Annotated in this window: 27 protein-coding genes and 2 other annotated features; of the genes, 15 read left to right on the top strand and 12 right to left on the bottom strand. The window is 41.1% G+C overall.

The genetic code is table 11. The features are described 5' to 3' along the window. Positions 1-263: 263 nt before the first annotated feature. The 6 genes from FPQ10_RS10690 to FPQ10_RS10665 form a co-directional block, all read right to left on the bottom strand. Positions 264-989 carry a DUF1129 family protein gene (locus FPQ10_RS10690; protein WP_186278657.1) on the bottom strand — a complete coding sequence of 242 codons (726 nt, stop codon included), beginning with the start codon at positions 987-989 and terminating at the stop codon, positions 264-266. Continuing rightward, positions 986-1,312, bottom strand: coding sequence for a PadR family transcriptional regulator (locus tag FPQ10_RS10685; RefSeq protein WP_144163496.1), 327 nt, complete (start codon positions 1,310-1,312; stop codon positions 986-988). The genes FPQ10_RS10690 and FPQ10_RS10685 overlap by 4 nt, the downstream gene beginning before the upstream one ends. 128 nt (positions 1,313-1,440) lie before the next feature. Next, the gene (locus tag FPQ10_RS10680) at positions 1,441-2,316 is read right to left on the bottom strand and encodes an SDR family oxidoreductase (RefSeq protein ID WP_255439900.1); all 876 of its coding nucleotides are present in this window, start codon (positions 2,314-2,316) and stop codon (positions 1,441-1,443) included. Between the two features lie 88 nt (positions 2,317-2,404). Then, positions 2,405-4,003, bottom strand: a complete 1,599-nt coding sequence (locus FPQ10_RS10675) for an ABC transporter permease (RefSeq protein WP_144163495.1) — start codon at positions 4,001-4,003, stop codon at positions 2,405-2,407. Beyond that, positions 4,000-4,899, bottom strand: a complete 900-nt coding sequence (locus FPQ10_RS10670; RefSeq protein WP_144163494.1) for an ABC transporter ATP-binding protein — start codon at positions 4,897-4,899, stop codon at positions 4,000-4,002. Before FPQ10_RS10670 ends, FPQ10_RS10675 begins: the two co-directional genes overlap by 4 nt. 13 nt (positions 4,900-4,912) lie before the next feature. Next, positions 4,913-5,548: a TetR/AcrR family transcriptional regulator gene (locus tag FPQ10_RS10665; protein ID WP_186278656.1), complete on the bottom strand. Its 636-nt coding sequence runs from the start codon at positions 5,546-5,548 to the stop codon at positions 4,913-4,915. Positions 5,549-5,695: 147 nt separating this feature from the next. Here FPQ10_RS10665 and FPQ10_RS10660 point away from each other — a divergent pair, with 147 nt between their 5' ends. Next, entirely contained in the window at positions 5,696-6,094 is a 399-nt protein-coding gene (locus FPQ10_RS10660; RefSeq protein ID WP_144163492.1) for a potassium channel family protein, read from the top strand. A 79-nt stretch (positions 6,095-6,173) separates the two neighbouring features. Next, entirely contained in the window at positions 6,174-6,599 is a 426-nt protein-coding gene (locus FPQ10_RS10655) for a cupin domain-containing protein (protein WP_144163491.1), read from the top strand. Positions 6,600-6,710: 111 nt separating this feature from the next. Here FPQ10_RS10655 and FPQ10_RS10650 read toward each other — a convergent pair whose 3' ends face one another. Beyond that, positions 6,711-7,361, bottom strand: coding sequence for an SDR family oxidoreductase (locus FPQ10_RS10650; protein WP_144163490.1), 651 nt, complete (start codon positions 7,359-7,361; stop codon positions 6,711-6,713). A gap of 127 nt (positions 7,362-7,488) precedes the next feature. Between FPQ10_RS10650 and FPQ10_RS10645 the strand changes: the two genes are divergently transcribed. Further along, a complete protein-coding gene (locus FPQ10_RS10645; protein ID WP_144163489.1) occupies positions 7,489-7,809 on the top strand; it encodes a hypothetical protein in 321 nt (106 codons plus the stop codon). A gap of 81 nt (positions 7,810-7,890) precedes the next feature. Here FPQ10_RS10645 and trhO read toward each other — a convergent pair whose 3' ends face one another. Continuing rightward, positions 7,891-8,871, bottom strand: a complete 981-nt coding sequence (trhO, locus tag FPQ10_RS10640) for an oxygen-dependent tRNA uridine(34) hydroxylase TrhO (protein ID WP_144163488.1) — start codon at positions 8,869-8,871, stop codon at positions 7,891-7,893. 261 nt (positions 8,872-9,132) lie between these two features. On the opposite strand from trhO, the gene FPQ10_RS10635 reads away from it, so the two are divergent. The 3 genes from FPQ10_RS10635 to FPQ10_RS10625 all read left to right on the top strand — a co-directional run bounded on the left by FPQ10_RS10635 (position 9,133) and on the right by FPQ10_RS10625 (position 10,362). Beyond that, positions 9,133-9,591, top strand: coding sequence for a hypothetical protein (locus FPQ10_RS10635; RefSeq protein WP_144163487.1), 459 nt, complete (start codon positions 9,133-9,135; stop codon positions 9,589-9,591). Positions 9,592-9,691: 100 nt separating this feature from the next. After that, positions 9,692-10,021: a chaperone CsaA gene (gene csaA, locus FPQ10_RS10630; RefSeq protein ID WP_144163486.1), complete on the top strand. Its 330-nt coding sequence runs from the start codon at positions 9,692-9,694 to the stop codon at positions 10,019-10,021. A gap of 14 nt (positions 10,022-10,035) precedes the next feature. Continuing rightward, entirely contained in the window at positions 10,036-10,362 is a 327-nt protein-coding gene (locus tag FPQ10_RS10625; protein ID WP_144163485.1) for a TIGR04104 family putative zinc finger protein, read from the top strand. A 269-nt stretch (positions 10,363-10,631) separates the two neighbouring features. On the opposite strand, the gene FPQ10_RS10620 is transcribed toward FPQ10_RS10625, so the two are convergent. Next, a complete protein-coding gene (locus FPQ10_RS10620; protein ID WP_144163498.1) occupies positions 10,632-11,258 on the bottom strand; it encodes an alpha/beta hydrolase in 627 nt (208 codons plus the stop codon). A gap of 299 nt (positions 11,259-11,557) precedes the next feature. On the opposite strand from FPQ10_RS10620, the gene FPQ10_RS10615 reads away from it, so the two are divergent. Further along, positions 11,558-11,965, top strand: coding sequence for a secondary thiamine-phosphate synthase enzyme YjbQ (locus FPQ10_RS10615; protein WP_144163484.1), 408 nt, complete (start codon positions 11,558-11,560; stop codon positions 11,963-11,965). A 689-nt stretch (positions 11,966-12,654) separates the two neighbouring features. Here FPQ10_RS10615 and FPQ10_RS10610 read toward each other — a convergent pair. Then, positions 12,655-13,059 carry a nucleotidyltransferase substrate binding protein gene (locus FPQ10_RS10610; RefSeq protein ID WP_144163483.1) on the bottom strand — a complete coding sequence of 135 codons (405 nt, stop codon included), beginning with the start codon at positions 13,057-13,059 and terminating at the stop codon, positions 12,655-12,657. Positions 13,060-13,246: 187 nt separating this feature from the next. Then, positions 13,247-13,496 (top strand) — a binding site (T-box leader). A 43-nt stretch (positions 13,497-13,539) separates the two neighbouring features. After that, positions 13,540-13,758: a binding site (T-box leader), on the top strand. A 66-nt stretch (positions 13,759-13,824) separates the two neighbouring features. Between FPQ10_RS10610 and trpD the strand changes: the two genes are divergently transcribed. The 6 genes from trpD to FPQ10_RS10585 all read left to right on the top strand — a co-directional run bounded on the left by trpD (position 13,825) and on the right by FPQ10_RS10585 (position 18,578). Beyond that, complete coding sequence (gene trpD / locus FPQ10_RS10605; protein WP_144163482.1) at positions 13,825-14,847, top strand: anthranilate phosphoribosyltransferase; 1,023 nt, start codon at positions 13,825-13,827, stop codon at positions 14,845-14,847. 1 nt (position 14,848) lies between these two features. Continuing rightward, positions 14,849-15,643 (top strand): indole-3-glycerol phosphate synthase TrpC, encoded by a 795-nt coding sequence (gene trpC / locus FPQ10_RS13140; RefSeq protein ID WP_186278655.1) that lies wholly within the window; start codon positions 14,849-14,851, stop codon positions 15,641-15,643. Next, a complete protein-coding gene (locus tag FPQ10_RS13135; protein WP_186278654.1) occupies positions 15,633-16,250 on the top strand; it encodes a phosphoribosylanthranilate isomerase in 618 nt (205 codons plus the stop codon). The genes trpC and FPQ10_RS13135 overlap by 11 nt, the downstream gene beginning before the upstream one ends. Then, entirely contained in the window at positions 16,247-17,452 is a 1,206-nt protein-coding gene (gene trpB, locus FPQ10_RS10595; protein WP_144163481.1) for a tryptophan synthase subunit beta, read from the top strand. The genes FPQ10_RS13135 and trpB overlap by 4 nt, the downstream gene beginning before the upstream one ends. Then, the gene (trpA, locus tag FPQ10_RS10590; RefSeq protein ID WP_144163480.1) at positions 17,445-18,230 is read left to right on the top strand and encodes a tryptophan synthase subunit alpha; all 786 of its coding nucleotides are present in this window, start codon (positions 17,445-17,447) and stop codon (positions 18,228-18,230) included. The genes trpB and trpA overlap by 8 nt, the downstream gene beginning before the upstream one ends. A 114-nt stretch (positions 18,231-18,344) precedes the next feature. Further along, entirely contained in the window at positions 18,345-18,578 is a 234-nt protein-coding gene (locus FPQ10_RS10585) for a hypothetical protein (RefSeq protein ID WP_144163479.1), read from the top strand. A gap of 106 nt (positions 18,579-18,684) precedes the next feature. Here the strand turns inward: FPQ10_RS10585 and FPQ10_RS13130 are convergent, their stop codons facing one another. Beyond that, positions 18,685-18,855, bottom strand: coding sequence for a hypothetical protein (locus FPQ10_RS13130; RefSeq protein ID WP_186278658.1), 171 nt, complete (start codon positions 18,853-18,855; stop codon positions 18,685-18,687). 182 nt (positions 18,856-19,037) lie between these two features. Here FPQ10_RS13130 and FPQ10_RS10580 point away from each other — a divergent pair, with 182 nt between their 5' ends. Next, positions 19,038-19,763: an ABC transporter ATP-binding protein gene (locus tag FPQ10_RS10580; protein ID WP_144163478.1), complete on the top strand. Its 726-nt coding sequence runs from the start codon at positions 19,038-19,040 to the stop codon at positions 19,761-19,763. After that, positions 19,760-20,527 (top strand): ABC transporter permease, encoded by a 768-nt coding sequence (locus FPQ10_RS10575; RefSeq protein ID WP_144163477.1) that lies wholly within the window; start codon positions 19,760-19,762, stop codon positions 20,525-20,527. Before FPQ10_RS10580 ends, FPQ10_RS10575 begins: the two co-directional genes overlap by 4 nt. Before the next feature lie 74 nt (positions 20,528-20,601). Here FPQ10_RS10575 and FPQ10_RS10570 read toward each other — a convergent pair whose 3' ends face one another. After that, positions 20,602-20,784, bottom strand: a complete 183-nt coding sequence (locus tag FPQ10_RS10570) for a YozQ family protein (protein ID WP_144163476.1) — start codon at positions 20,782-20,784, stop codon at positions 20,602-20,604. Between the last annotated feature and the right edge of the window lie 63 nt (positions 20,785-20,847).

The following is a 20,847-nucleotide window of genomic DNA, read 5'->3' as shown; positions in this document are numbered from 1 at the left end:
GTTTTCTGCCCGCTCGGGGGTATAGAGCACTTCTATAGGACTTTTCGAACTCGTTTTTTGTCCGCTCGGGGGTATAGAGTGCTTCTATAAGACTTTTCGAAGTCGTTTTCTGCTCGCTCAGGGGTATAGAGCGCTTCTATAGGACTTTTCGAACTCGTTTTTTGCCCGCTCGGGGGTATAGAGTGCTTCTATAAGACTTTTCGACTTCACTTGCCTCCCGTTCGTGGGTATAGAGCGTTTCATAAGACTTTCCAGTTTTCGCACTACTCACGATTAAAGTTTGAGCCTTGATCTCTCGATGCTTTTTTACTATTCCCTTTTAACTTAAATATGCCATAAACAATAAGTCCTAACAAGATCCCTGCAATTAAATAGCTATATACCGGGACTTCAAACGATGTACCGAAATCGGGCAGGAAGTAAATGGGCAAAACGAAAACACCGATACTCAAAGCGCTAATTAACCATAAATAAAAAAATTCCAGATATTTATTGATGTTCTTAAACATGGACCACTTTAAATATTCCATAACGATAAATAAGAAGAAGAATGCAATCAACAAGGAGATGCTGGATTGGACGATGGCAGTTCCAAGATAAACCTCATCCATCGCGCTTCCTTTACCAAAGATATAATACATGACCGTATCAATTAATCCATTAAATATGAGCACGGATGCAAAAAATGAAAAACTTCCTAATAAAAATAAATTGAATCGTTCTTTTGTCATGGATTTTGGTATTTCTCCAAGCAACTCATTCGCATATTGCTTTGGATCATCACCGAAAACCTCGGTGAAGTCTTTCCCTTCTTCTTGGGCTTCTAATAAATGGTCAAGCAGCTCGTTTAACAACTCCTCGGTTTCTTGTTCTGATTTAAGAAACGATAAACGAAGGTAAACCAACATGTCTTCGTAATATTTTAGGTTTTCTTCATTGAGCTTTTCTCTTTTTTTGTTGTTTAACTTGATTAATTCTTGAGAATTCATCCCTTTCGCCTCCCCATTAATTGATCGACTGGCGTTTTAATGGCTTCCCAGTTGTTTACAAATTCTATTAATGCTTCCTGACCTTTATCTGTGATGTAATAATATTTTCGATTCGGTCCGCTCGGTGACTTCTCCATCTTTCCATAAATTAGATCGTCTTTTTGTAACCTCAAAAGAATTGGATAGATAGATCCTTCACTGACCTCCAGCCCTTGATCTTGCAGCTTTTTCGAAAGTTCATATCCGTAAACCGTTTCATTGGAGATGACGGCTAACAGACAGCCTTCCAGCACTCCCTTTAGTAACTGACTTCGCATAGACACACTTATCAAACCCTTTTCTCATCTATCTTGTAATACATGATAGTATATCTTTCAGTATATTGCAATACAAGATAGCGGATTAAAAAAAGAAGAATCCGAGTATCAATCGGATTCTTCTCCTCTAATAATTATCCGTTCAAGATTGCACCACCATTGACATGAATCATCTGACCGGAGACATACGTAGAATCATCACTTGCTAGATAAACATAGGCTGGTGCCAATTCGGCTGGTTGGCCTGGCCGCTTCATCGGTTGACTTCCACCGAAGTTATCCACTTGTTTTTCAGAAAATGATGCAGGAATTAATGGTGTCCAAATAGGACCTGGTGCAACCCCATTGACCCGAATGCCCTTTCCGACAACATTTTGAGAAAGGGAGCGGGTAAATGACGTGATCGCTCCTTTAGTAGCTGAGTAATCAATCAACACTGGATTCCCTTCATACGCTGTGATCGAAGACGTATTAATAATACTGCTTCCTTCTTTCAAGTGTGGCATGACAGCTTGCGTTAAATCAACCATACCAAAGAAATTCGTTTCGAACGTGCGCTTTAGTTGGTCACTTGTAATATCCATGAAGTCTTTTAGGACATGCTGTTCAGCAGCATTATTTACGAGAATGTCGATCTTACCAAACTGGTTAAGTGTCTCATCGACAATTTGCTTAGAGAAGTCTTCTTTTCCGATATCTCCTGCAATCAGTAGACACTCGCCGCCTTCTTTCTCAATCAATTCCTTCGTTTTGTTCGCATCTTCGTCTTCATCGTAATAAACAACGACGACCTTCGCCCCTTCAATGGCAAAGTGGAGACTGACGGCTCTACCGATTCCGCTATCTCCTCCAGTTACAATGGCGACTTTATCTTTCAGTTTGTCGCTACCTTTATAGCCTTCACGAATGTACTCAGGCTCTGGATTCATTTCATTTTCAAAGCCTGGTTGACGAGATTGTTTCTGAGCTGGAGGTGTTATTTTTCCATTTTGTTTTTCCATTCCAGACATGTAATCTCTCCTTTATCGAAAATTAGATACACGAATATTTTACCCATTTTCAATAAGAATCAATCTCGCCCACCAATGTCCATGTGAATTACCCTTGAATATCTCGTTTCGAGTAAAACGTAAGTCCAGCGACAACAAGAACAACGGCCACTCCTATTAACCCAAAGAACGGTACGACTTCGAATTCATCAACAGGCAGCTGTGATACATGACCGAATGGTGTAACGTTACTAAACCATTCATCTAATTGAAATAGATTCCCCATATAAACGATGATGAATGAATACACTAAGTAAACCCATGTCAGTGAAACAACATATGGTCTAAAACCGATCAATAAGACGGATAAGCCAATCATGACAAACATAGCAGGAATATATGCCAACGAGGCACCGATCATCGTTCCGAACGAAACAGGATCATCCATAACTGTTGAACCTGCTGCCCATAAACCAATCCCTGCAAGAATCACAGAAACGAACGCATTGATCACTGCAACCAATAAGTAACTGCCCATCATCGTCTTCCGAGAGACAGGCTTGGCATAAAGTAATTCTAGTCTAGATTTCTTTTCTTCACCGTATAATTTATTCATTGAGATTAGTGCAGGTATCGTAGCTATCATTCCCATGACTGTCATGATAATCGAAATAAACTGCTCCGCAATTGAATACCCTTCTTCTTGCACAAGAATTTTCTCTACCATTTCATTTCCTTGAAAAAATGAATCCAAATCACCTAACACAGATCCATATGAGATTCCCAATAAGAGCATACCGACCGCCCAAGAAATAAAAGCCGTGCGTTGCAAGCGGAATGCTAAACCAAAAGGACTCAATAAATTGTTTGAAGCGCGAGCTTTTCCAGGTTTAGAAGGAAATAATCCCGCCTCTAAATCCCTTTTCGCATTTAACCGGTAGGCGAGCAATAAGACGACAAAAGAAAAAGCGAGCATTAAAAAGATTGGCCACCAATGATTCTCTGTGAAAATCATCGTTTTCGTCGTCCAGCCGAGCGGTGAAAATAACGACAATGCTTCACTCCCGATATCACCGATTGCACGGAGGACATAGAAAAACAGTAATAGACCAATCGACCAACCAGTAGCTCCGCGGGAACTGTCAGATAGCTGAGTAAATAGGGCAGTAACCGCCGTAAAACAGATGCCCGTTCCTCCGAGTGTGGCTCCATAAAGAAGTGCCCCTTCGATTCCAAGACTTTCAATCGGTTGTACCATAAAACCAACCGCAACCAGCACTGCAAGAGCGACATTCACAAAAACAACGTAGATCGTAGTGGCATGGAGCGTTGCTAACCGTCCCACTGGCAGGGCTCGAATCAATTCAACTCGACCTTCTTCTTCATCTGTACGGGTGTGTCGTACAAACAGCAGAATACTCATAATCCCTACAAACACTGCAGTAATCAATACCATTTGATGAGCAGACATGGCGCCAATCGTATAATTGTCCAAGTCTCCTTCACCGACCATCGCAACCATCGCCGGATTTTCCATTGTTACCGCCATTGCATCACGATCCTGTTGATCAGGATAAAGATTTTGGAAGGATCCCGGAATAATTAAGGTGAAAAACGCTAGCGCGAAAATCCATATGGAAGCACGTATGCGATCACGTCGAATCGTCAATTTGAACAATTGAAAGGATCGTTTGAATAACTCGCTCATTCAACCACCTCATCAGTTCCTTCATAATGACGCATAAAAAGATCTTCTAAGGTAGGTGGGGCACTCTCGAATTTTTGAATCGGATATTGACTCGCAAACTTAATCACTTGGTCCATCTGTTCAGCATTTACTTGAAATCGATACGTATTCCCATCTTGATTTACGTCATGCACCCCCTCTACATCTCTCAGTCCATCAAGACTCGAAGTCGTTTCTAGTAAAACATGATGGCGCGTTAAATGACGCAATTCTTCCAAACTACCTTGTTCAATGATTGTGCCATCCCGTATGATTCCAACTCGATCGCAAAGCTTTTCGACTTCAGATAAAATATGACTGGACAATAATACGCTCTTTCCTTCTTGTCGTAGATTCCGCACATCCTCTTGAAAGGTCTGCTCCATCAGCGGGTCCAATCCCGACGTCGGTTCATCGAAAATATACAAATCGGCTTCTGATAATAGAGCGGAAACGAGTGCGACTTTTTGACGGTTTCCCTTTGAATACGTGCGACATTTTTTCGTTGGGTCAAGTTTATAGCGTTCCAGCAACTCTTCACGCCGTTTGGTCTGACGCCCACCACGAAGCTTGGCAAACAAATCGATGACCTCTCCACCGGTTAAATTCGGCCATAAATTGACATCACCAGGCACATAGGCAATCTGGCGGTGAATCTCCATCGAATCGTTCCATACGTCTTTTCCGAAAATGGTTGCTTGACCTTCAGTTGCTTTTAAAATCCCTAACAGAATCCGAATCGTCGTCGACTTCCCAGCTCCATTCGGACCGATAAAGCCAAAGACCTCTCCCTTTCGAACGGAAAAATCTACTTCATCAAGTGCTTTGAAATCCCCGAACTTTTTCGTAACGCGCTTAATGTCAACTACCTTTTCCATCCATGTGACCCCCTTATTGGTAATATACTTTTTTCAGTAAATCTAAGTACTCATAAAACTCATCCCAATAGTTCTTCAAATTAATCGAACTAATTTGTTCACCTTTCAATTGATGTTCAAGTTCTTGCTGGTAACCATCAAGTGACCACCGAACTAGATTCAATGCTTTCTCCGAATCGATATCATCTTTGAACAATGAGAGGTCAATATCTTTATATAAAAGGTCATAGGCTTGCTGTTGTAACGTCTGCATTTTCTGCTGAATTTCCGTCGGTAAACTGAGAAAATCTTGTAGAATAAGCGAACTCATAAAATTAAACACATGAGGTTCTTTCGCCATATACTCAGCCTTAAGACGTGCAGTGATGTAATATCGTTCAATGAAATCACCCTTCGATTCCTGGATGGCTGTCTGTAGTTGAGCAACCATTTGTGAATAAATTCGATCTAAACAGTAATGCATCAAATAAGTGTATAAGTCTTTTTTGCTGTTGAAATAATAAAATAACATGCCCTTTCCGATTCCCGCGTTTTTTACAATCCGGTTCGTTGAGGCATGTTCAAAGTCAAAGGCGCTAAATTCTTCTAAAGCCGCTTGTATGATTTTTGATTGTTTTTCTGAATCTAAACGTTCAAATTTTTCGTGCAAGATTAACCTCTCCTAAGATATGACGTTACTTATTTCGACCACCTCGGTCTATTGAACTTATCACATGTGGACCACACTGGTCAAATTGATTTTTGTTGTTTAATCATCCCCCTTTTAGTGAATTACCTACATAGGGGGTGGCCAGCCATGACGACAATCCTCATCGTGATCGCATTATTAGTCATTGTTATTAATCTGTTTTACTTTTTCACCAACAAATCATATAAGAAAAGTTATTTTCATCTGGCTTTATTCATTAAATTATTTTTCGTATTATCCATTCTGACTGTCGCGTTTGCAGTCCTTTATTATGCCATCGGTTTAGAACAAGTTTCTTTGAGACATAGCGATGAAAATGGCGATCCTGTAGAACCGACTTTTTGGAATATGTTTTATTATAGCGGGGTTACCATGTTATCCGTCGGTTATGGAGACTATGTACCTGTCGGGATCAGTCGTTTCTTTTCATTATTACAAGCCTCGCTTGGCTTTTTGTTACCTACGGCTTACTTTTTGACGGCACTCGGCCAAAAGGAATCCAAATAAGTTGTATCTTTTCAAGAATTATTGTACATTAATTATAGTGAGTTTTTAATTATAATTATTATAAATAAGGAGGATTTGTATGGAGTTAAAAGATTATGGAGCAAACCCATTCGTTACAGATATTGAGGAAGCCACGAAGCAAAACGAGAACTATCGTACAGCACTTTGGACAGGGAAAAATCTACAGGTAACGTTAATGAGTATCGCTGTTGGTGAGGACATCGGATTGGAAGTCCACAATCACATCGACCAATTCTTGCGCATTGAAGAAGGCGAAGGCCTTTGCCAAATGGGTGACAGCAAAGACAATCTAGATTTTGAGAAAAAAGTAGGGCATGATGATGTCGTTCTTGTACCTGCAGGCAAGTGGCATAATGTCACCAACAAAGGGGACAAGCCTTTAAAACTATATTCCATCTATGCACCGCCAGAACATCCACACGGAACTGTTCATGAAACAAGAGCAATTGGCATGGAAGCCGAAGAACATCATGACCATGAATAATTTTTCTAAAATGGAACGAAAACGTATGTCTCTATAATTGCACAACACCCGTACGACATTTAAATTTCATCGTACGGGTGTTACTTTATCGTTTACTTTTTGCCTTTTTCATTATAATTCATCAAGGGCGTCATTTATTTCTTGATCACCGGATATCAAATCGAAGCTTTTATATTCAGTTGATTTTTTATCTAAGCAAGCTACAAGCACGCGTGCGACGTCTTCACGCGGAATCGTACCTCGTTCAATAAGGTCCTTACTGCCAATTTTTATTTTTTCAGTACCTGGATCATTCACAAGTCCGCCTGGTCTCACGATTGTATAAGCTAACTTACTTCGTTTCAGTTCTTTATCTGCAAAATGCTTTGCCACATAGTAGTAAACAATCTCCTCATTCCAATTTCCCCGATTATTTGCTTGAAAAGCACTCACCATTAAAAATCGCCCAACACCAGCTACTTCAGCTGCCTTGATCATCTTAGCAGCACCATCCAAATCAATTCTTAATGTCATATCTGCTCCTGTTTTTGGGCCCGATCCTGCTGTGAAAATGACCGCATCAAATCCTTCAACAGTTTGTTTCAAGGATTCTACGGAGTCGAGCAGGTCAGCTACAGTTGTTTGAATGCCTTTTGACTCGAAATAATCTTTTTGCTCTTCATTTCGAATCATAGCAACAACTTCGTGCTCATCTTCTTCTTGGAGCAATTGCGTTGCATGCCTGCCAATCTGACCATTCGCTCCTACGACAAGTGTTTTCATGTTTGTATACTCCTTTCTTCAGGCGAACATTGCATTCGATTAAACTTACCGTGCTTCCGTATTTATACTCCTATTCATTCCCTTCCCTAGAACATAAAAAACCAATTCTAAGTCAACTGTTGAGGCTATGACAAAATTTTTAAAGAGATCGCGAATTAACCCTGAAGCCTCGCATATTAACCCTGAAGATTCACAAATTAACACTGAAGCCCGGCAGATAAACCCTGAAGATCTCCAATTTAACACTGAAGCTCAGCGAATTAACCCTGAAGGACTTCAAATTAACACTGAAGCACCGCGAATTAACCCTGAAGGTCTCCAAATTAACCCTGAAGCTCTAAGAACTAGCATTGAAAACGTCACAGATGTCGACTTATTCCCCTCCAGTACAAGCATCCGCCGTAAGCGGTCACCTTACACCAACGGCCATCATCGAAACCTACGCTAAGTTGTGTATTTACCCCTACAAATGTTTTAGAGCAAAAAAACCGAACCACCTATTGGTGATCCGGTTGATGTGCTTTTAATGTTATTGAGCTTGCTTATTCGCATGTCCTTGTTCTTCTATTGCTTGAAGTTTCTCGTCAATTTCTTCGTCTGTCATTTTATGCTCAATGACGTAGCGGTTACGTGGGTGCACACGGCACTCATGTGAACAGCTTCTCATATAGAAATGTTCATTTTCTTCAGACATAATGATTTGTTCATTACATTCTGGATTTGCACAGTTCACATAGCGTTCGCATGGCTCACCAGTGAAATAATCACGGCCGACAACAACATGTTTCACTCGATTAATCGGTACACTGATTCGCTCATCAAAAACGTAGCATTGACCGTCCCATAGCTCTCCCTTTACTTCAGGGTCTTGGCCATAAGTGACAATTCCGCCATGTAATTGACCAACATCATCGATGCCCTCTTTTTTCAGCCATCCAGTGAACTTTTCGCAACGGATACCGCCTGTACAATAAGTGAGTACGCGTTTCCCTTCAAGCTTTTCTTTATTTTCACGGACCCATTCAGGCAATTCACGGAACGACCGAATATCCGGACGAATTGCTCCACGGAAGTGTCCGAGGTCGTATTCATAATCATTTCTTGCGTCTAAGACAACGACATCATCTCGTTGCAACTCTTCGTAAAATTCCTTTGGTTCTAGAAATTCAGCTGTATCTTCAGTTGGATCAGTATCTTCTTCACCAAGTCGAAGGGTTACAAGCTCGTCGCGATGTCTCACATGCATCTTTTTGAATGCATGGCCATCAGACTCATCAATCTTAAAAACCATATCCTTGAATCGCGGATCAGCATGCATCGTATCCATGTACTTTTGCGTTTGTTCAACCGTACCGGAAACCGTTCCGTTAATGCCTTCCTCCGCAATTAAAATTCTTCCTCTTAACCCCAAATCCTTACAGAACGTCAAATGTTCCTCGGTATATTCCTCTGGGTTTTCGATCGTTACATACTTGTAGTAAAGCAAAACACGATATGCTTCTTTTTCCATGTCAAAACCACCTTGCAATGATAATTTTTTAATGGAAAGATGTCTTTCATAAGCATATGAAGTATATGTTTATAAAAATAAATATCTTCCTTCCAATCAGATATTGTATCATAAATTGATGACCTTCGCAATCTTCCTACCATGCTACTTAATTTTGAAGAAAACTTTCCTCAAAAAGTGATGCAGTATTCGAATTCGGGTAAACAAAGGAATAACACACATGATGACCAATCTTCAGTCAGACAGCAAAGGAGAGAACAAATGAATTGGAAGTTATTCGTTTTGCTACTGATAACACTTGTTGTGTTGGTAGCTTGTAGTGAAGTTGATCAAACAGAAGATACCAATGTAACAGCAGAGGATCAAGAGACTGAAACAGAGCAGAAAACGAATTCCTCTAATGAATCAAATTCCGGCGAAAGCATTACTGAGGAATCCGTCGACCAAGCAGAATTACAGCCGGTAACTGAAGTCGAAATTACTGAAGCTTCCGAGCCGAGGGATCTCGAAGAATATATAGAAATGGACCGAGTCATGAAAGATGTGGATGTCGACTCCCACGCTTTACATGTCGTTACTGATCATCCTGGTAAGAGAGTTATTATTTATACGAAGGATGAAGAACAGTTATATAAATCCGTTTATGTAAAAAGAAACGCCCTCTTCAAATTAATCGACTTACAAAAAAGTAAACCGGTCGCCGTTGAAGAAATTCAATAATCTATTTACCCAAGTTCAGCTTAGCTTGGGTTTTTTTGTATATGTTTTTTGCTATAATGAAGAATAATGACAATAAGCTATATAAAAGGAGTTTAAGAATATGCCAGACTTTAATGATTTTCATGCATTGGATATTCGGATTGGAACAGTGACGGCTGCGGAAAATTTTGAAGAAGCCCGAAAACCTGCAATCAAATTATGGATTGATTTTGGTGAGCTTGGGACGAAACAATCGTCGGCACAAATCACCAAGCGCTATTCACCAGAGATCATGGTCGGTCGTCAAGTTGTTGCGGTAACTGGATTTGAGCCCCTGCGAATCGCTGGGTTCAAGTCTGAAGTCCTTGTTATTGGTGGCGTGCCAGAACAGGACGATGTTGTTTTATTAACACCGGACGAGAACGTTCCGAATGGCACGAAGGTTTTATAGTCAGGAGGAAAATCATGCACTTACCAGTATGCTCGGTCTGTAAACAAAAATGGACATGGAAAGAAACATGGAAATCTTCACTTCGCTTGGATACTCGCATCCCTTGTCCGAAATGCCAATCAACCCAGTTCATCACGAAAAGATCCCGACGTAAGCAAATGTTTCTCACATGGCCATTACTTCTCCCTATTCTTTTACCGCTAACTGGCCTTTCTTTCGTGTGGATTATTCTTCTTTGGGCACTGTTGATTCTTTTATATATTGTCTTCTATCCTTATTTTGTTCGGTTATCAGATCAAGAAGAAGACCATTTCACCGACTCACTTAAGAACCACAGTTAATGTTCAGTAACTATACTTCATCACCACACTTCCCCAGCCGAAAGATGTTTACATTTAATTGAATCCGGGGATTGACCTGTGAGTAACTTACAGAGGATGGTGATGGTATGTTACGTACGATTCTAATGATTATTGGTGCCATTGTAGTGATTAGCTTAATTCTTTCTTTGATTTAATATTGAAAAATCTAGCCAAAAAAACCTAACGACTTTGCGAAGATCCAGCCATTTTATCCTGCAATACATCGTTAGGTTTACATAGATATCCAATTATATGAGAGTGTTTCGATACCACTCAGCTGCTGCTTTTACTTCTCCGATTGTCAGCTGATGGCCCTGGCTTTCCCAATGAAGGTCGACTTTCGCTCCCGCTTCAGTTAACAATGCTTTTAGTTCTTCCGATTCTTGCGACGGGCAAATCGGATCATTTGTCCCTGCCGCGATAAACACCGCCTTATCCGTCAAATCAGGTAATTCGATTCCTCTTCTAGGAACCATCGGATGATGTAAGCTTGCACCTTTTAATGCACCTTCATAATGAAAGAGTAAGCTTGCAGCAATATTTGCCCCATTCGAATAACCGACTGCGATCACTTGTCCCCGGTCAAAACCATACTCTTTAGCCGCTTCATCAAGAAACGTATTCAACTCTTTTGTTCTGAAAATCAAATCCTCTTCATCAAAAACACCTTCCGCTAAGCGTTTAAAGAAACGTGGCATACCATTTTCGGATACATTTCCTCGAACACTCAACACATTGGCTTCTGGGTCAATATAATCTACTAAAGGTAGCAGATCTTCTTCTGTTCCGCCCGTCCCATGCAATAGTAACAATGTATGTGGTGTATTTCCTGTTCCTTTTTTAAATACATGTTTTAATGCTAATTCATTCGACATTTTGTTCGTCCCCTTCTTTTTCATACGCCTTTCTTTGATTGTATCAAACGTTGAAATAGCTAACCCAATGTTCAGCTTTTCAATGACGCTAAAACGTGTTTGAAGTACAAAACTTTCGGCAATCCCTTTACTAAGAACGTTATATTCATAACCTCTTTCAAAGATGACTTTGAGTCTCGTTTTCATAGATGTTTTCACAAATTGAATCGGGCTCTCTAAAACTTTTATCACTGTTGACAATTAACTTCTCTGAGAATAAAAAAAGCAAAAAGATTATGCTAACGGAAAGGAGTATGACAATGCTACGGAAATTTTCCATACAAACAAAGCACCATAGTGAAATGGTGGATATCACTTCTCTTGTACAAGATTTCATCACCGAGGAGCAAGTCATTAACGGAAGTGCTGTCGTTTACTCACCACATACGACTGCCGGCATTACAATCAATGAAAATGCCGATCCTGACGTCAAAACGGATATGCTAAGACGATTTGATGAAGTTTTCCCTTGGGTCAACGAACAAGACCAACATGCAGAGGGGAATACAGCAGCACATATGAAAACAAGTACAGTTGGTTTATCAGAATTTGTCATCGTCGATAACCGGGAGTTGTTATTAGGCACTTGGCAAGGCATCTATTTTTGTGAATTTGACGGACCTCGCGAGCGAACTTTTTATGTGAAAATCAACGAGAAAAAGGATTAATTCAAGCAGACTTATAGTGCATGAGGGCTATCTTAAACCAAAGTTGAAGTGAAGGATGTCGATGCTCTACTCCTTAAGGAAGGATTATATTATCGAGCATGAACCGATGGGGATTGTAGAAGACCGGTGATCCACTTTGCACTATGACATGATCAACAATATCGAATTTAACCCAACAGATCTCATTACACATTAAATCGACTTGGAAGATGCCACTCATGCGTATGATTTTTTTGACAAAAAAGAAGATGATTGCATTAAACTTTGAAGCCTTAATAAACTTACGATTATTCGAAAACGGGTTCATCTAAAACGAAGTAGTTCACTTTCAGCACATCAATTAACATATCATTGGTGTGCTTATTTTTGTTGTTATATAAGCGTTTCAGATGCAATTCAGTTGTTTTAGCATATAAATTAGCGGCGTTTTGATATAGTTACAATAAAAAGCGGAGTATATTTCCGAAGCAGTTATTTCCGACACGCTAATTTAGAATGTTCGTATCTGAGTCTACTTAAAAGATTTTGTCCCAGCCTCTTATTGTTTTAAAGTCACGCTTAAATGTGCGTTATTTGTATTGCCAAGAGACCTGGAACTCAGCGTGATTTGAAGTGCTCGTTGCGTTGGTATTTCGCTTTCTCTTCGCCAAAACTACTTAGTCTAAAGCGGCTGAACCAGTTTTTCCTGACTATTTTTTTATATGCTGCTGGATTGTTTCATAAAACTCTGCATACATCGGATAATACCTCTGTTGAATATCCTCTGTAATTTCTTTTTCCACTTTTTCTGTATATAAGAAATACACTAAGTTTTTCCGGTTGAATGCACGGTGCCACACTTTTTCAGTTGAGATCAACTCGTGTTTTGCCGCTTCTTTAACCGCCTGTCTCGGAGTACTGACCGCAATTCCTCTAGCTTCCAAAAAACCATAAATTGTTTTTCTGGCATGTTCAAGACACATTTCATGTAAATGAACAAGACTGGCTGTTTCATAGATGTCTTGTGGCATTTGCGTCACTTTATTTCCCAAGAGAGCGAAAGACTTTTCAAATCCCTCAAAAAGCTCTCGCCATCGTGCCTCTTTATAATCCATCCTACTCTTCCTCTCCACTTCTATGACGTTTGATGTACCACAAATTTTAACGAATCACCAAGATAGAAACAACTTTTCGCATAAACAATATGTGAACGGACTATAATAAGATTGAATAGAAAAATAATTTACATTTTTTATTGACAATGAATCGGATTCGATTTATGCTATTGAATAATCATATGAATGAAAAGCGTTGACGAAGAAGAGTAATTCGTTTTCTGTACTTCAGAGAGCTGGTGGTTGGTGTGAACCAGTGTGCGAAATGAATGAATGGCCTTCCGAGCTTCCAAACCGAAACGAGTGCGTAAGTAGGCTTTGGCGAAATGTCTCGTCGTTATCTGAGACACACATTCAAGCAATTAGGCTGGATGTCGTAAAGAGAGCTTCATGTTGAAGCTAACAAAGGTGGTACCACGGGTTCCCTCGTCCTTTATTTAGGATGTGGGAACCTTTTTGTTTTCGGTAAAATTATATAACGATTAATCAATGACGAAGAAGAGTAGGCTTATGGCAGATCATCAAAGAGAGCTGGTGTCGGTGGAAATCCAGCATGGTCGGTAAGCTGAATGGACTTCAGAGAGTTTTTCCGAAATGCAAAGAGTAGGAAAAAACGGTTTCCCGCCGTTATCGGGTATTGAGCGGAAGAGGTAATGCTCTTCAACTAAAGGTGGCACCGCGGTTTCGATCGTCCCTTATGAACACATAATTATTGTGTTTGTAAGGGACTTTTTTTATAGGAAAACGAAAAAAGGAGCGATTGACATGTTGGATTATTTACGAACGATCACAGAACGGAAAAGCTTGTCTTTCAATGAAATGAAGCTTGCAGCAGAGCAGTTATTCTCAGAAGAGATTACCGATATTGAGCGTGGAGCATTTTTATCAGCCTTACGAGTGAAAGGTGAAACACCGGAAGAAATTGCTGGGTTAGCAGCGGCGATTCAGGCAAAATCACTGCAATTACCAGTCGACTCCCCGGATATTATCGACAACTGTGGTACAGGAGGCGATGGGTCGATGAGCTTCAACATTAGTACGACAGCTGCATTCGTCATGGCTGGTGCTGGACTGACCGTTGCAAAACATGGCAATCGTAGCGTTTCTAGTAAAACCGGCAGTGCAGATGTGTTGGAAGAACTCGGTGTCAATTTATCTTTGTCTGGTCACCACGCAAAAGAGCTTCTCGAACAAAATGGCATTACCTTTTTATTCGCCCCGACCATCCATCCGGCGATGAAAAAGCTGATGACAGTTCGAAAGACTTTACGAATTCCGACGGTCATGAATCTTATTGGCCCATTGACCAACCCAGTATCACTTTCTTCTCAATTTCTGGGGATCAACCGCGCGGATATGGTCACGGATATGGCTGAAGTTCTTCGTCAACTAGGCAGAAAACGTGCCATTGTCGTCCATGGTGCAGGTGGAATGGATGAAGCCTCTCTTGCCGGCTATAATCAACTGGCTCTGTTGGATAAAGAGGCCATCTCTGATTTCCGGTTGCATCCAGAAGAAATCGGCTTACCCGTATATCCACTGGAAGCGATTCGTGGCGGGGACACGAAAGAAAACGCAACGATTTTAAATAGTGTCTTGCGAGGGGAAAAAGGTGCTTATCGCGATACGACGCTACTGAATGCAGGACTTGGGATTTATGCGAATGGAAAAGTCTCATCTCTTGAAGAAGGAATCCTTGCAGCCAAAGAAAGCATCGATTCCGGAGCAGCGAACGAAAAATTAGCGATGTTGATTGAGTATAGTCAACGTGTAAAGCGAGGTGCATAACATGACCATTCTTGATGAAATTTTAGCGAAAAAACAACAGGAAATTACCGAATTAAAACGGTCTTATCAAAGGCATTCGAGTCAAAAGAAGTCTCTCGTTTCTCTATATGAATCCTTTCAGCAATCTGACCGAATGAATATCATTGCAGAATTCAAGCGCGCCTCCCCTTCCAAAGGTCCGATTAACGTCGATGCGGACCCAGGAATTCATACGAAAATGTACGATCAATTTGGCGCAAATGCTATTTCTGTTTTAACCGACCAGCCTTTTTTTCAAGGAAACATGGAAGATTTACAACGTATCCGACAGGTCGTCGACATCCCTGTTTTAAATAAAGATTTTATTTTAGATGAGATTCAAATCGACCGCGCACTCGATTATGGTGCAGACGTCATCTTATTAATTGCTGCAGCCATGAATCCAGCTCGCTTAGAGCAGCTTTATCGCTATGCAACCGGATTAGGCTTAGAAGTTTTACTGGAGATCCATACGGAAGAAGAAGCCGCAATCGCGAACGATTTAAATGCGAATATCGTCGGCATCAATAATCGTGATTTAAAAACGTTCAACGTTGACCTGGCGACAACAGAACGACTAGCTGAACGGATTCAAAATCCGGCGACACTACTGATCAGTGAAAGTGGCATGAGAACAACGGCAGACGTCGAGCGTGTTCAAAGGGCCGGTGCACGAGCAATTCTTGTCGGCGAAACGATGATGCAATCCAGTGATTTAAAACAAACATTTGACGAACTGCGTATTCCTTTAAACGAGGTGAGCTTGCATGATCGTTAAAATTTGCGGTGTCCAGGATAAAGAGACTGCATTAGCCGTAGCCGCTTCTGGCGCTGATTTTATTGGATTTGTTTTTGCGGAAAGCTCACGACGGGTGAAGCCAGAGGTCGTCAAAGAAATCATCGCTTTTTTACCGGATACGATCAAAAAAGTAGGTGTCTTTGTTAATGAATCGCCTGATGAAATTAATCGAATTGCCGCTTTCGCCGGGCTAGATATCATCCAATTACACGGGGATGAAACGCCGACGGAGTGTGAGCAGATCGACTATCCGGTCATCAAAGCTTTTCCTATTCGGGAACCACATAATCTAGAACGACTTTCTCTGTATGATGTTGCTTATTCGTTAGTCGACCATCCAGGGGGAAAATATCGTGGTGGTTCGGGGCATGCATTCGATTGGCAATTATTGAAGCAAGCAACTCCGAGTCATAGCCAGATTATTTTAGCCGGGGGACTGCATCCGGACAATGTACAGGAAGCGATCCAAACAGCGCAACCATTTGGAGTCGATGTTTCCAGCGGTGTAGAAACAGATGGCAGAAAAGATGTTTCGAAAATCCAAGCATTTGTGACGCAAGCAAAAAATAAGGAGATGAAAATATGACAACGACTCAACAACCGAACACTCAAGGGTATTATGGTGAATTTGGCGGCAGATTTGTCCCAGAGACGTTGATGCCAGCAATCCTGGAGTTAGAAGAAGCTTATCATGAAGCAAAGCAAGACCCAGCTTTTCAACAGGAGTTAGGCCAGTATTTACGCCAATACGTTGGTAGAGAAACACCTTTATATTATGCCGAAAGACTCTCTAAATCACTTGGCGGTCCAAAGATTTATTTAAAACGCGAAGACCTTAATCATACCGGTGCACACAAAATCAATAATGCACTAGGCCAAGCACTGTTGACCAAACGAATGGGCAAGCGAAAAGTCGTTGCTGAAACAGGAGCCGGCCAACACGGCGTAGCAACGGCTACCGTGTGTGCTTTACTCGATTTAGATTGTGTCATTTTCATGGGAAAAGAAGATATCGAACGACAAAAGCTGAATGTTTTTCGGATGGAATTATTAGGTGCGACCGTCAAAAGTGTCGACCAAGGAAGCGGTACGTTAAAAGATGCCGTCAATGAAGCATTGCGTTATTGGGTGAGCAACGTAACCGACACCCATTATATTATTGGCTCTGTCGTTGGACCGCACCCCTTTCCGCACATTGTCCGGGATTTTCAACGTGTAATTGGGGATGAAACGAAAGAACAAATCATGGCACAAGAAGGAAGGCTGCCGGATGCCGTTGTTGCTTGTGTCGGTGGCGGGAGTAATGCGATGGGCATGTTCGCACCCTTCGTCGAAGAAGAAAACGTTCAGTTATACGGAGTTGAAGCAGGCGGATCAGGTATCGAAACCGGAAAGCATGCAGCGACATTAACCGGCGGATCCGCTGGCATCTTACACGGAACATTGACTTATTTACTGCAAGATCAAGACGGTCAAATCCAAGAAGCACATTCGATTTCCGCAGGTTTAGATTACCCGGGTATCGGTCCGGAGCATAGTTATTTACACGCATCAAACCGAGTAGCCTATGATTCGATTACAGATGCAGAAGCATTGGAAGCCTTACAACTTTTATCGCGAACAGAAGGAATTCTTCCTGCGCTAGAGAGTTCACACGCTATTGCTTATACAACAAAATTAGCCAAAGAGCTTACGAGCGATCAAGTGGTTGTTGTCTGTCTATCCGGGCGTGGCGACAAAGACGTTGAAGCGGTTCGCGACCATTTAGGAGGTGTCACACATGGGTAAATTAAAGGTCGATGAAGCAATCAATCGCGTTTTAGAAAATGGCGATAAAGCCTTCGTTCCATATATCATGGCTGGTGACGGCGGTTTAGACCAATTGGAATCACAAATTCAATTATTGGCCGATGCAGGAGCAACCGTAATTGAATTAGGTATACCTTTTTCTGACCCTGTCGCTGATGGACCAACCATTCAAGAAGCTGGACAACGAGCTTTGAAAAACGGTGTCACGTTACGAAAAGTGTTGAATGAATTAAAACGATTTAAACAAGATCGCGAAATTCCTATTGTATTAATGACCTATATCAATCCAATTTATGCATACGGACCGAAGCAATTTGCCGAAGACTGCGAAGCCAGTGGCGTGGATGGCGTCATCATTCCAGATATCCCACTGGAAGAAACCAACCATGTTTCAGAAGCATTGAAGGAGCACGAAATAGCCTTCATCCGGTTAGCCAGCTTGACCAGCACACCAGACCGTTTGGCAAAAATAAGTGAACAAACGGAAGGATTTTTATACGCCGTGACAGTTAACGGAATTACAGGTGTGAATAGCGGATTTGGAGAATCACTAGGTGAACATTTATCGAGCTTGAAGCAACAAACGAACAAACCTATTTTTGCCGGATTCGGCGTTTCATCTCCTGAGCATGTACGACAGCTTACGGAATATTGTGATGGAGTCATTGTCGGCAGTAAAATTGTCGACCTACTTCATAAAGGAGACGAGGATGAGATTCGAACATTAATTCAGTCGGCAAAAATTACTCATGTATGATTGATTCCTCCAGATTGCTATATCAATAGTTGATGGAGTGTTTATCGGTAGATAGCGCGTGTTTATCAACAGTTGGGGTGTGTTTATCGACAGTCAGAATGCGCTTATCAACAGTTGGGGCACGTTTATCGACAGTCAGAACACCTTTATCAACAGTTAGCACACATTTATCGACAGTTAGAACGCGCTTATCAACAGTTAGCACACGTTTATCGACAGTCAGAACAGCTTTATCAACAGTTAGAACACCTTTATCGACAGTTAGAACGCGCTTTTCAACAGTCAGAACAACTTTATCAATACGGCCTCACCGAAGAGTGTTGGATCGCACTTCAATTAATTGAATGAACACCCATACGATTAAGATTCATACCTTATATCGTATGGGTGTTATTTCATTTTTTCTTTGAAAAAGTACGAATGCTAATTCACAAATGCTTCTTCTTTAAATAAGTTAGCTTTTTGAAGAGCGATTTCCATGTTGGCCTTGTCCCAGCATATTGGTGACGCCAGGAATCATTTGCTGAAGTTGGCCTCCCTTGCCTGTCATCATACTGTAGGCAGCAGCACCAATTCCGATCGAAGCAACAATCGGCAACCAATCAACATTCCTCATTTGTAACATCACACCTTTCTCATATGATCACTTATATTTTGTGTTGTCCATACAGATGCTATGTATGACAATAGATGGGATGTATTTTTATATGTTTTTCTTTCTTTTGTATGTATGCTTAATCACTTTGCAGAACGGGAACGTTCATTTATGATGAGAAGAGACGATCAATAAAAAGGAAGTGCTGAATAATGGATTCCAATCAAGCCATTCGATTTGATCAAGTCAATTACACGATCGATGACTCGTACATATTAAAAGGTATTAACCACGGATTTCCACAAGGTAAAATCACAACGCTTGTCGGTCCTTCCGGAGCTGGAAAAACCACCTTGATTCGACTTTGCAATGGACTGATCTCTCCTACAAATGGACGGATTTACGTTCTCGGCAAGCCAGTTGATGAATATAATCCAGTCGAACTTAGAAAAAAAGTCGGAATGGTCATGCAAGGTGTCACGATGTTGAGAGGAACGGTTAGAGAAAACTTGGCGATTCCGAAGAACTTACAAGGTAAAACATTGTCAGATAAAGAAGCCAATGAATTATTGGATATGGTGGGACTGCCGGCCTCTCTTTTGGATAAAAACAGTAATAACTTATCCGGCGGACAAAAACAGCGCGTCTCTATTGCACGCTCACTCGTAAACCACCCAAGCATTCTCCTGCTTGATGAAATCACTTCTTCGCTTGATACCGTTTCGCAACAAGAAATCGAAACATTGATCAAACGGATTAACAAGGAATATCAAACAACGATTATTTGGATTACCCACAATTTACGCCAAGCGTTGAACATTGGCGATTTTAGCTGGGTGATGATGGACGGTGAAGTCGTCGAAACAGGAAAAAGCGAATTTTTAAATGATCCGAACGACGAAAGGGTCAAAGAATTTGTAAGGAGCGAATTCCAATGAGTTTTTTAACGCTATCATTCTCACTCATATTTGTACTCATTCCACTCATTATATCTAGAACGCTAAACTTAGGTTTGGAAAAAGATACACTCATTGCAACCATCCGCTCCATTATCCAGTTGCTTGCGGTCGGTTATATATTGCAATTCGTTTTTGATTCGGATAATTCCATTTATATCTGGCTTATGGTTGGCTTGATGATTATTGCGGCCACCCATAACGCAAGAAGAAAAGGAACAAGCATTCAAGGGATCACTTGGAAATTGGTCGGAACTTTTACGTTTGTTGAAATTTTGACTCAAGGTGTTTTAATCGGAATGGGCATTACTCCGGCTACAGCACAGTATGTCATTCCGATCAGCGGCATGGTCATCGGTAACTCGATGGTACTCAGCATATTATTTTTAAATCGTTTTACTGCTGAAATGGATGATAAGCGAAATGAAACAGAGCTGATCTTATCGCTCGGTGGAACGCCCAAACAAGCGGTCCAACGGCAATTAAAAACATCCATTCAAGCAAGTATCATTCCAACCATTGAAAGCCAAAAAACAATTGGACTCGTCCAGTTGCCCGGGATGATGAGCGGACAAATCATTGCCGGGGCTGACCCTGTTCAAGCTGTTTTATTTCAACTACTGGTCTTATTTATACTACTGACGAATGCTGTGATCACCAGTGCGATCCTCGGCTTTCTTTCTTATCCAACATTATTCAACGAACGCATGCAGTTATTGCAGGACCGAATTAAGACGGATAACTAAAGTAAGCCTTCTTGGAAAATACACCTAAAATAAAGCAGGCATATCATTGTGAAATGATTATGCCTGCTTATTTTTTATTTATTGTCTTTATCTTTCTTTTGGTCAATGGTTCCTTGTTGGTAATCATCGGCAACTTGCTCGCGTGTTTCGGCTAGGCCCTCTTTAAACTGTGAGTCATCCGCTTGATCGTAGGATGAATCATAGTTATTCTCGGCAATTTTCTCGCTGTCTTTCAGGTTGTATTTCTTTTCAGACATGTTTAGCCTCCATTCATGTTGTGTTGAGTATATAGAAATTCGAAGCTTACTCTATACATGTTC

The sequence above is a fragment of the Allobacillus sp. SKP2-8 genome (genome assembly GCF_007559355.1).
Lineage (GTDB): Bacteria > Bacillota > Bacilli > Bacillales > Alkalibacillaceae > Allobacillus > Allobacillus halotolerans.
The sequence above is the reverse complement of the archived record's forward strand: the minus strand, read 5'-3'. Positions and strand labels throughout refer to the sequence as shown.

What these genes read in the sequence shown, in the direction of transcription:
- FPQ10_RS10680 (WP_255439900.1), bottom strand. Translation starts at nt 2,316, where the DNA reads ATGTCTGGAATGGAAAAACAAAATGGAAAAATAACACCTCCAGCTCAG.
- trpB (WP_144163481.1), top strand. Translation starts at nt 16,247, where the DNA reads ATGACAACGACTCAACAACCGAACACTCAAGGGTATTATGGTGAATTT.
- FPQ10_RS10615 (WP_144163484.1), top strand. Translation starts at nt 11,558, where the DNA reads ATGCTACGGAAATTTTCCATACAAACAAAGCACCATAGTGAAATGGTG.
- FPQ10_RS10575 (WP_144163477.1), top strand. Translation starts at nt 19,760, where the DNA reads ATGAGTTTTTTAACGCTATCATTCTCACTCATATTTGTACTCATTCCA.
- FPQ10_RS10620 (WP_144163498.1), bottom strand. Translation starts at nt 11,258, where the DNA reads ATGTCGAATGAATTAGCATTAAAACATGTATTTAAAAAAGGAACAGGA.
- FPQ10_RS10570 (WP_144163476.1), bottom strand. Translation starts at nt 20,784, where the DNA reads ATGTCTGAAAAGAAATACAACCTGAAAGACAGCGAGAAAATTGCCGAG.
- trhO (WP_144163488.1), bottom strand. Translation starts at nt 8,871, where the DNA reads ATGGAAAAAGAAGCATATCGTGTTTTGCTTTACTACAAGTATGTAACG.
- FPQ10_RS10645 (WP_144163489.1), top strand. Translation starts at nt 7,489, where the DNA reads ATGACAAAATTTTTAAAGAGATCGCGAATTAACCCTGAAGCCTCGCAT.
- trpC (WP_186278655.1), top strand. Translation starts at nt 14,849, where the DNA reads ATGACCATTCTTGATGAAATTTTAGCGAAAAAACAACAGGAAATTACC.
- FPQ10_RS10690 (WP_186278657.1), bottom strand. Translation starts at nt 989, where the DNA reads ATGAATTCTCAAGAATTAATCAAGTTAAACAACAAAAAAAGAGAAAAG.
- FPQ10_RS10655 (WP_144163491.1), top strand. Translation starts at nt 6,174, where the DNA reads ATGGAGTTAAAAGATTATGGAGCAAACCCATTCGTTACAGATATTGAG.
- FPQ10_RS10650 (WP_144163490.1), bottom strand. Translation starts at nt 7,361, where the DNA reads ATGAAAACACTTGTCGTAGGAGCGAATGGTCAGATTGGCAGGCATGCA.
- FPQ10_RS13135 (WP_186278654.1), top strand. Translation starts at nt 15,633, where the DNA reads ATGATCGTTAAAATTTGCGGTGTCCAGGATAAAGAGACTGCATTAGCC.
- FPQ10_RS10610 (WP_144163483.1), bottom strand. Translation starts at nt 13,059, where the DNA reads ATGGATTATAAAGAGGCACGATGGCGAGAGCTTTTTGAGGGATTTGAA.
- FPQ10_RS13130 (WP_186278658.1), bottom strand. Translation starts at nt 18,855, where the DNA reads ATGTTACAAATGAGGAATGTTGATTGGTTGCCGATTGTTGCTTCGATC.
- csaA (WP_144163486.1), top strand. Translation starts at nt 9,692, where the DNA reads ATGCCAGACTTTAATGATTTTCATGCATTGGATATTCGGATTGGAACA.
- FPQ10_RS10670 (WP_144163494.1), bottom strand. Translation starts at nt 4,899, where the DNA reads ATGGAAAAGGTAGTTGACATTAAGCGCGTTACGAAAAAGTTCGGGGAT.
- trpD (WP_144163482.1), top strand. Translation starts at nt 13,825, where the DNA reads ATGTTGGATTATTTACGAACGATCACAGAACGGAAAAGCTTGTCTTTC.
- FPQ10_RS10660 (WP_144163492.1), top strand. Translation starts at nt 5,696, where the DNA reads ATGACGACAATCCTCATCGTGATCGCATTATTAGTCATTGTTATTAAT.
- FPQ10_RS10675 (WP_144163495.1), bottom strand. Translation starts at nt 4,003, where the DNA reads ATGAGCGAGTTATTCAAACGATCCTTTCAATTGTTCAAATTGACGATT.
- FPQ10_RS10635 (WP_144163487.1), top strand. Translation starts at nt 9,133, where the DNA reads ATGAATTGGAAGTTATTCGTTTTGCTACTGATAACACTTGTTGTGTTG.
- FPQ10_RS10625 (WP_144163485.1), top strand. Translation starts at nt 10,036, where the DNA reads ATGCACTTACCAGTATGCTCGGTCTGTAAACAAAAATGGACATGGAAA.
- trpA (WP_144163480.1), top strand. Translation starts at nt 17,445, where the DNA reads ATGGGTAAATTAAAGGTCGATGAAGCAATCAATCGCGTTTTAGAAAAT.
- FPQ10_RS10580 (WP_144163478.1), top strand. Translation starts at nt 19,038, where the DNA reads ATGGATTCCAATCAAGCCATTCGATTTGATCAAGTCAATTACACGATC.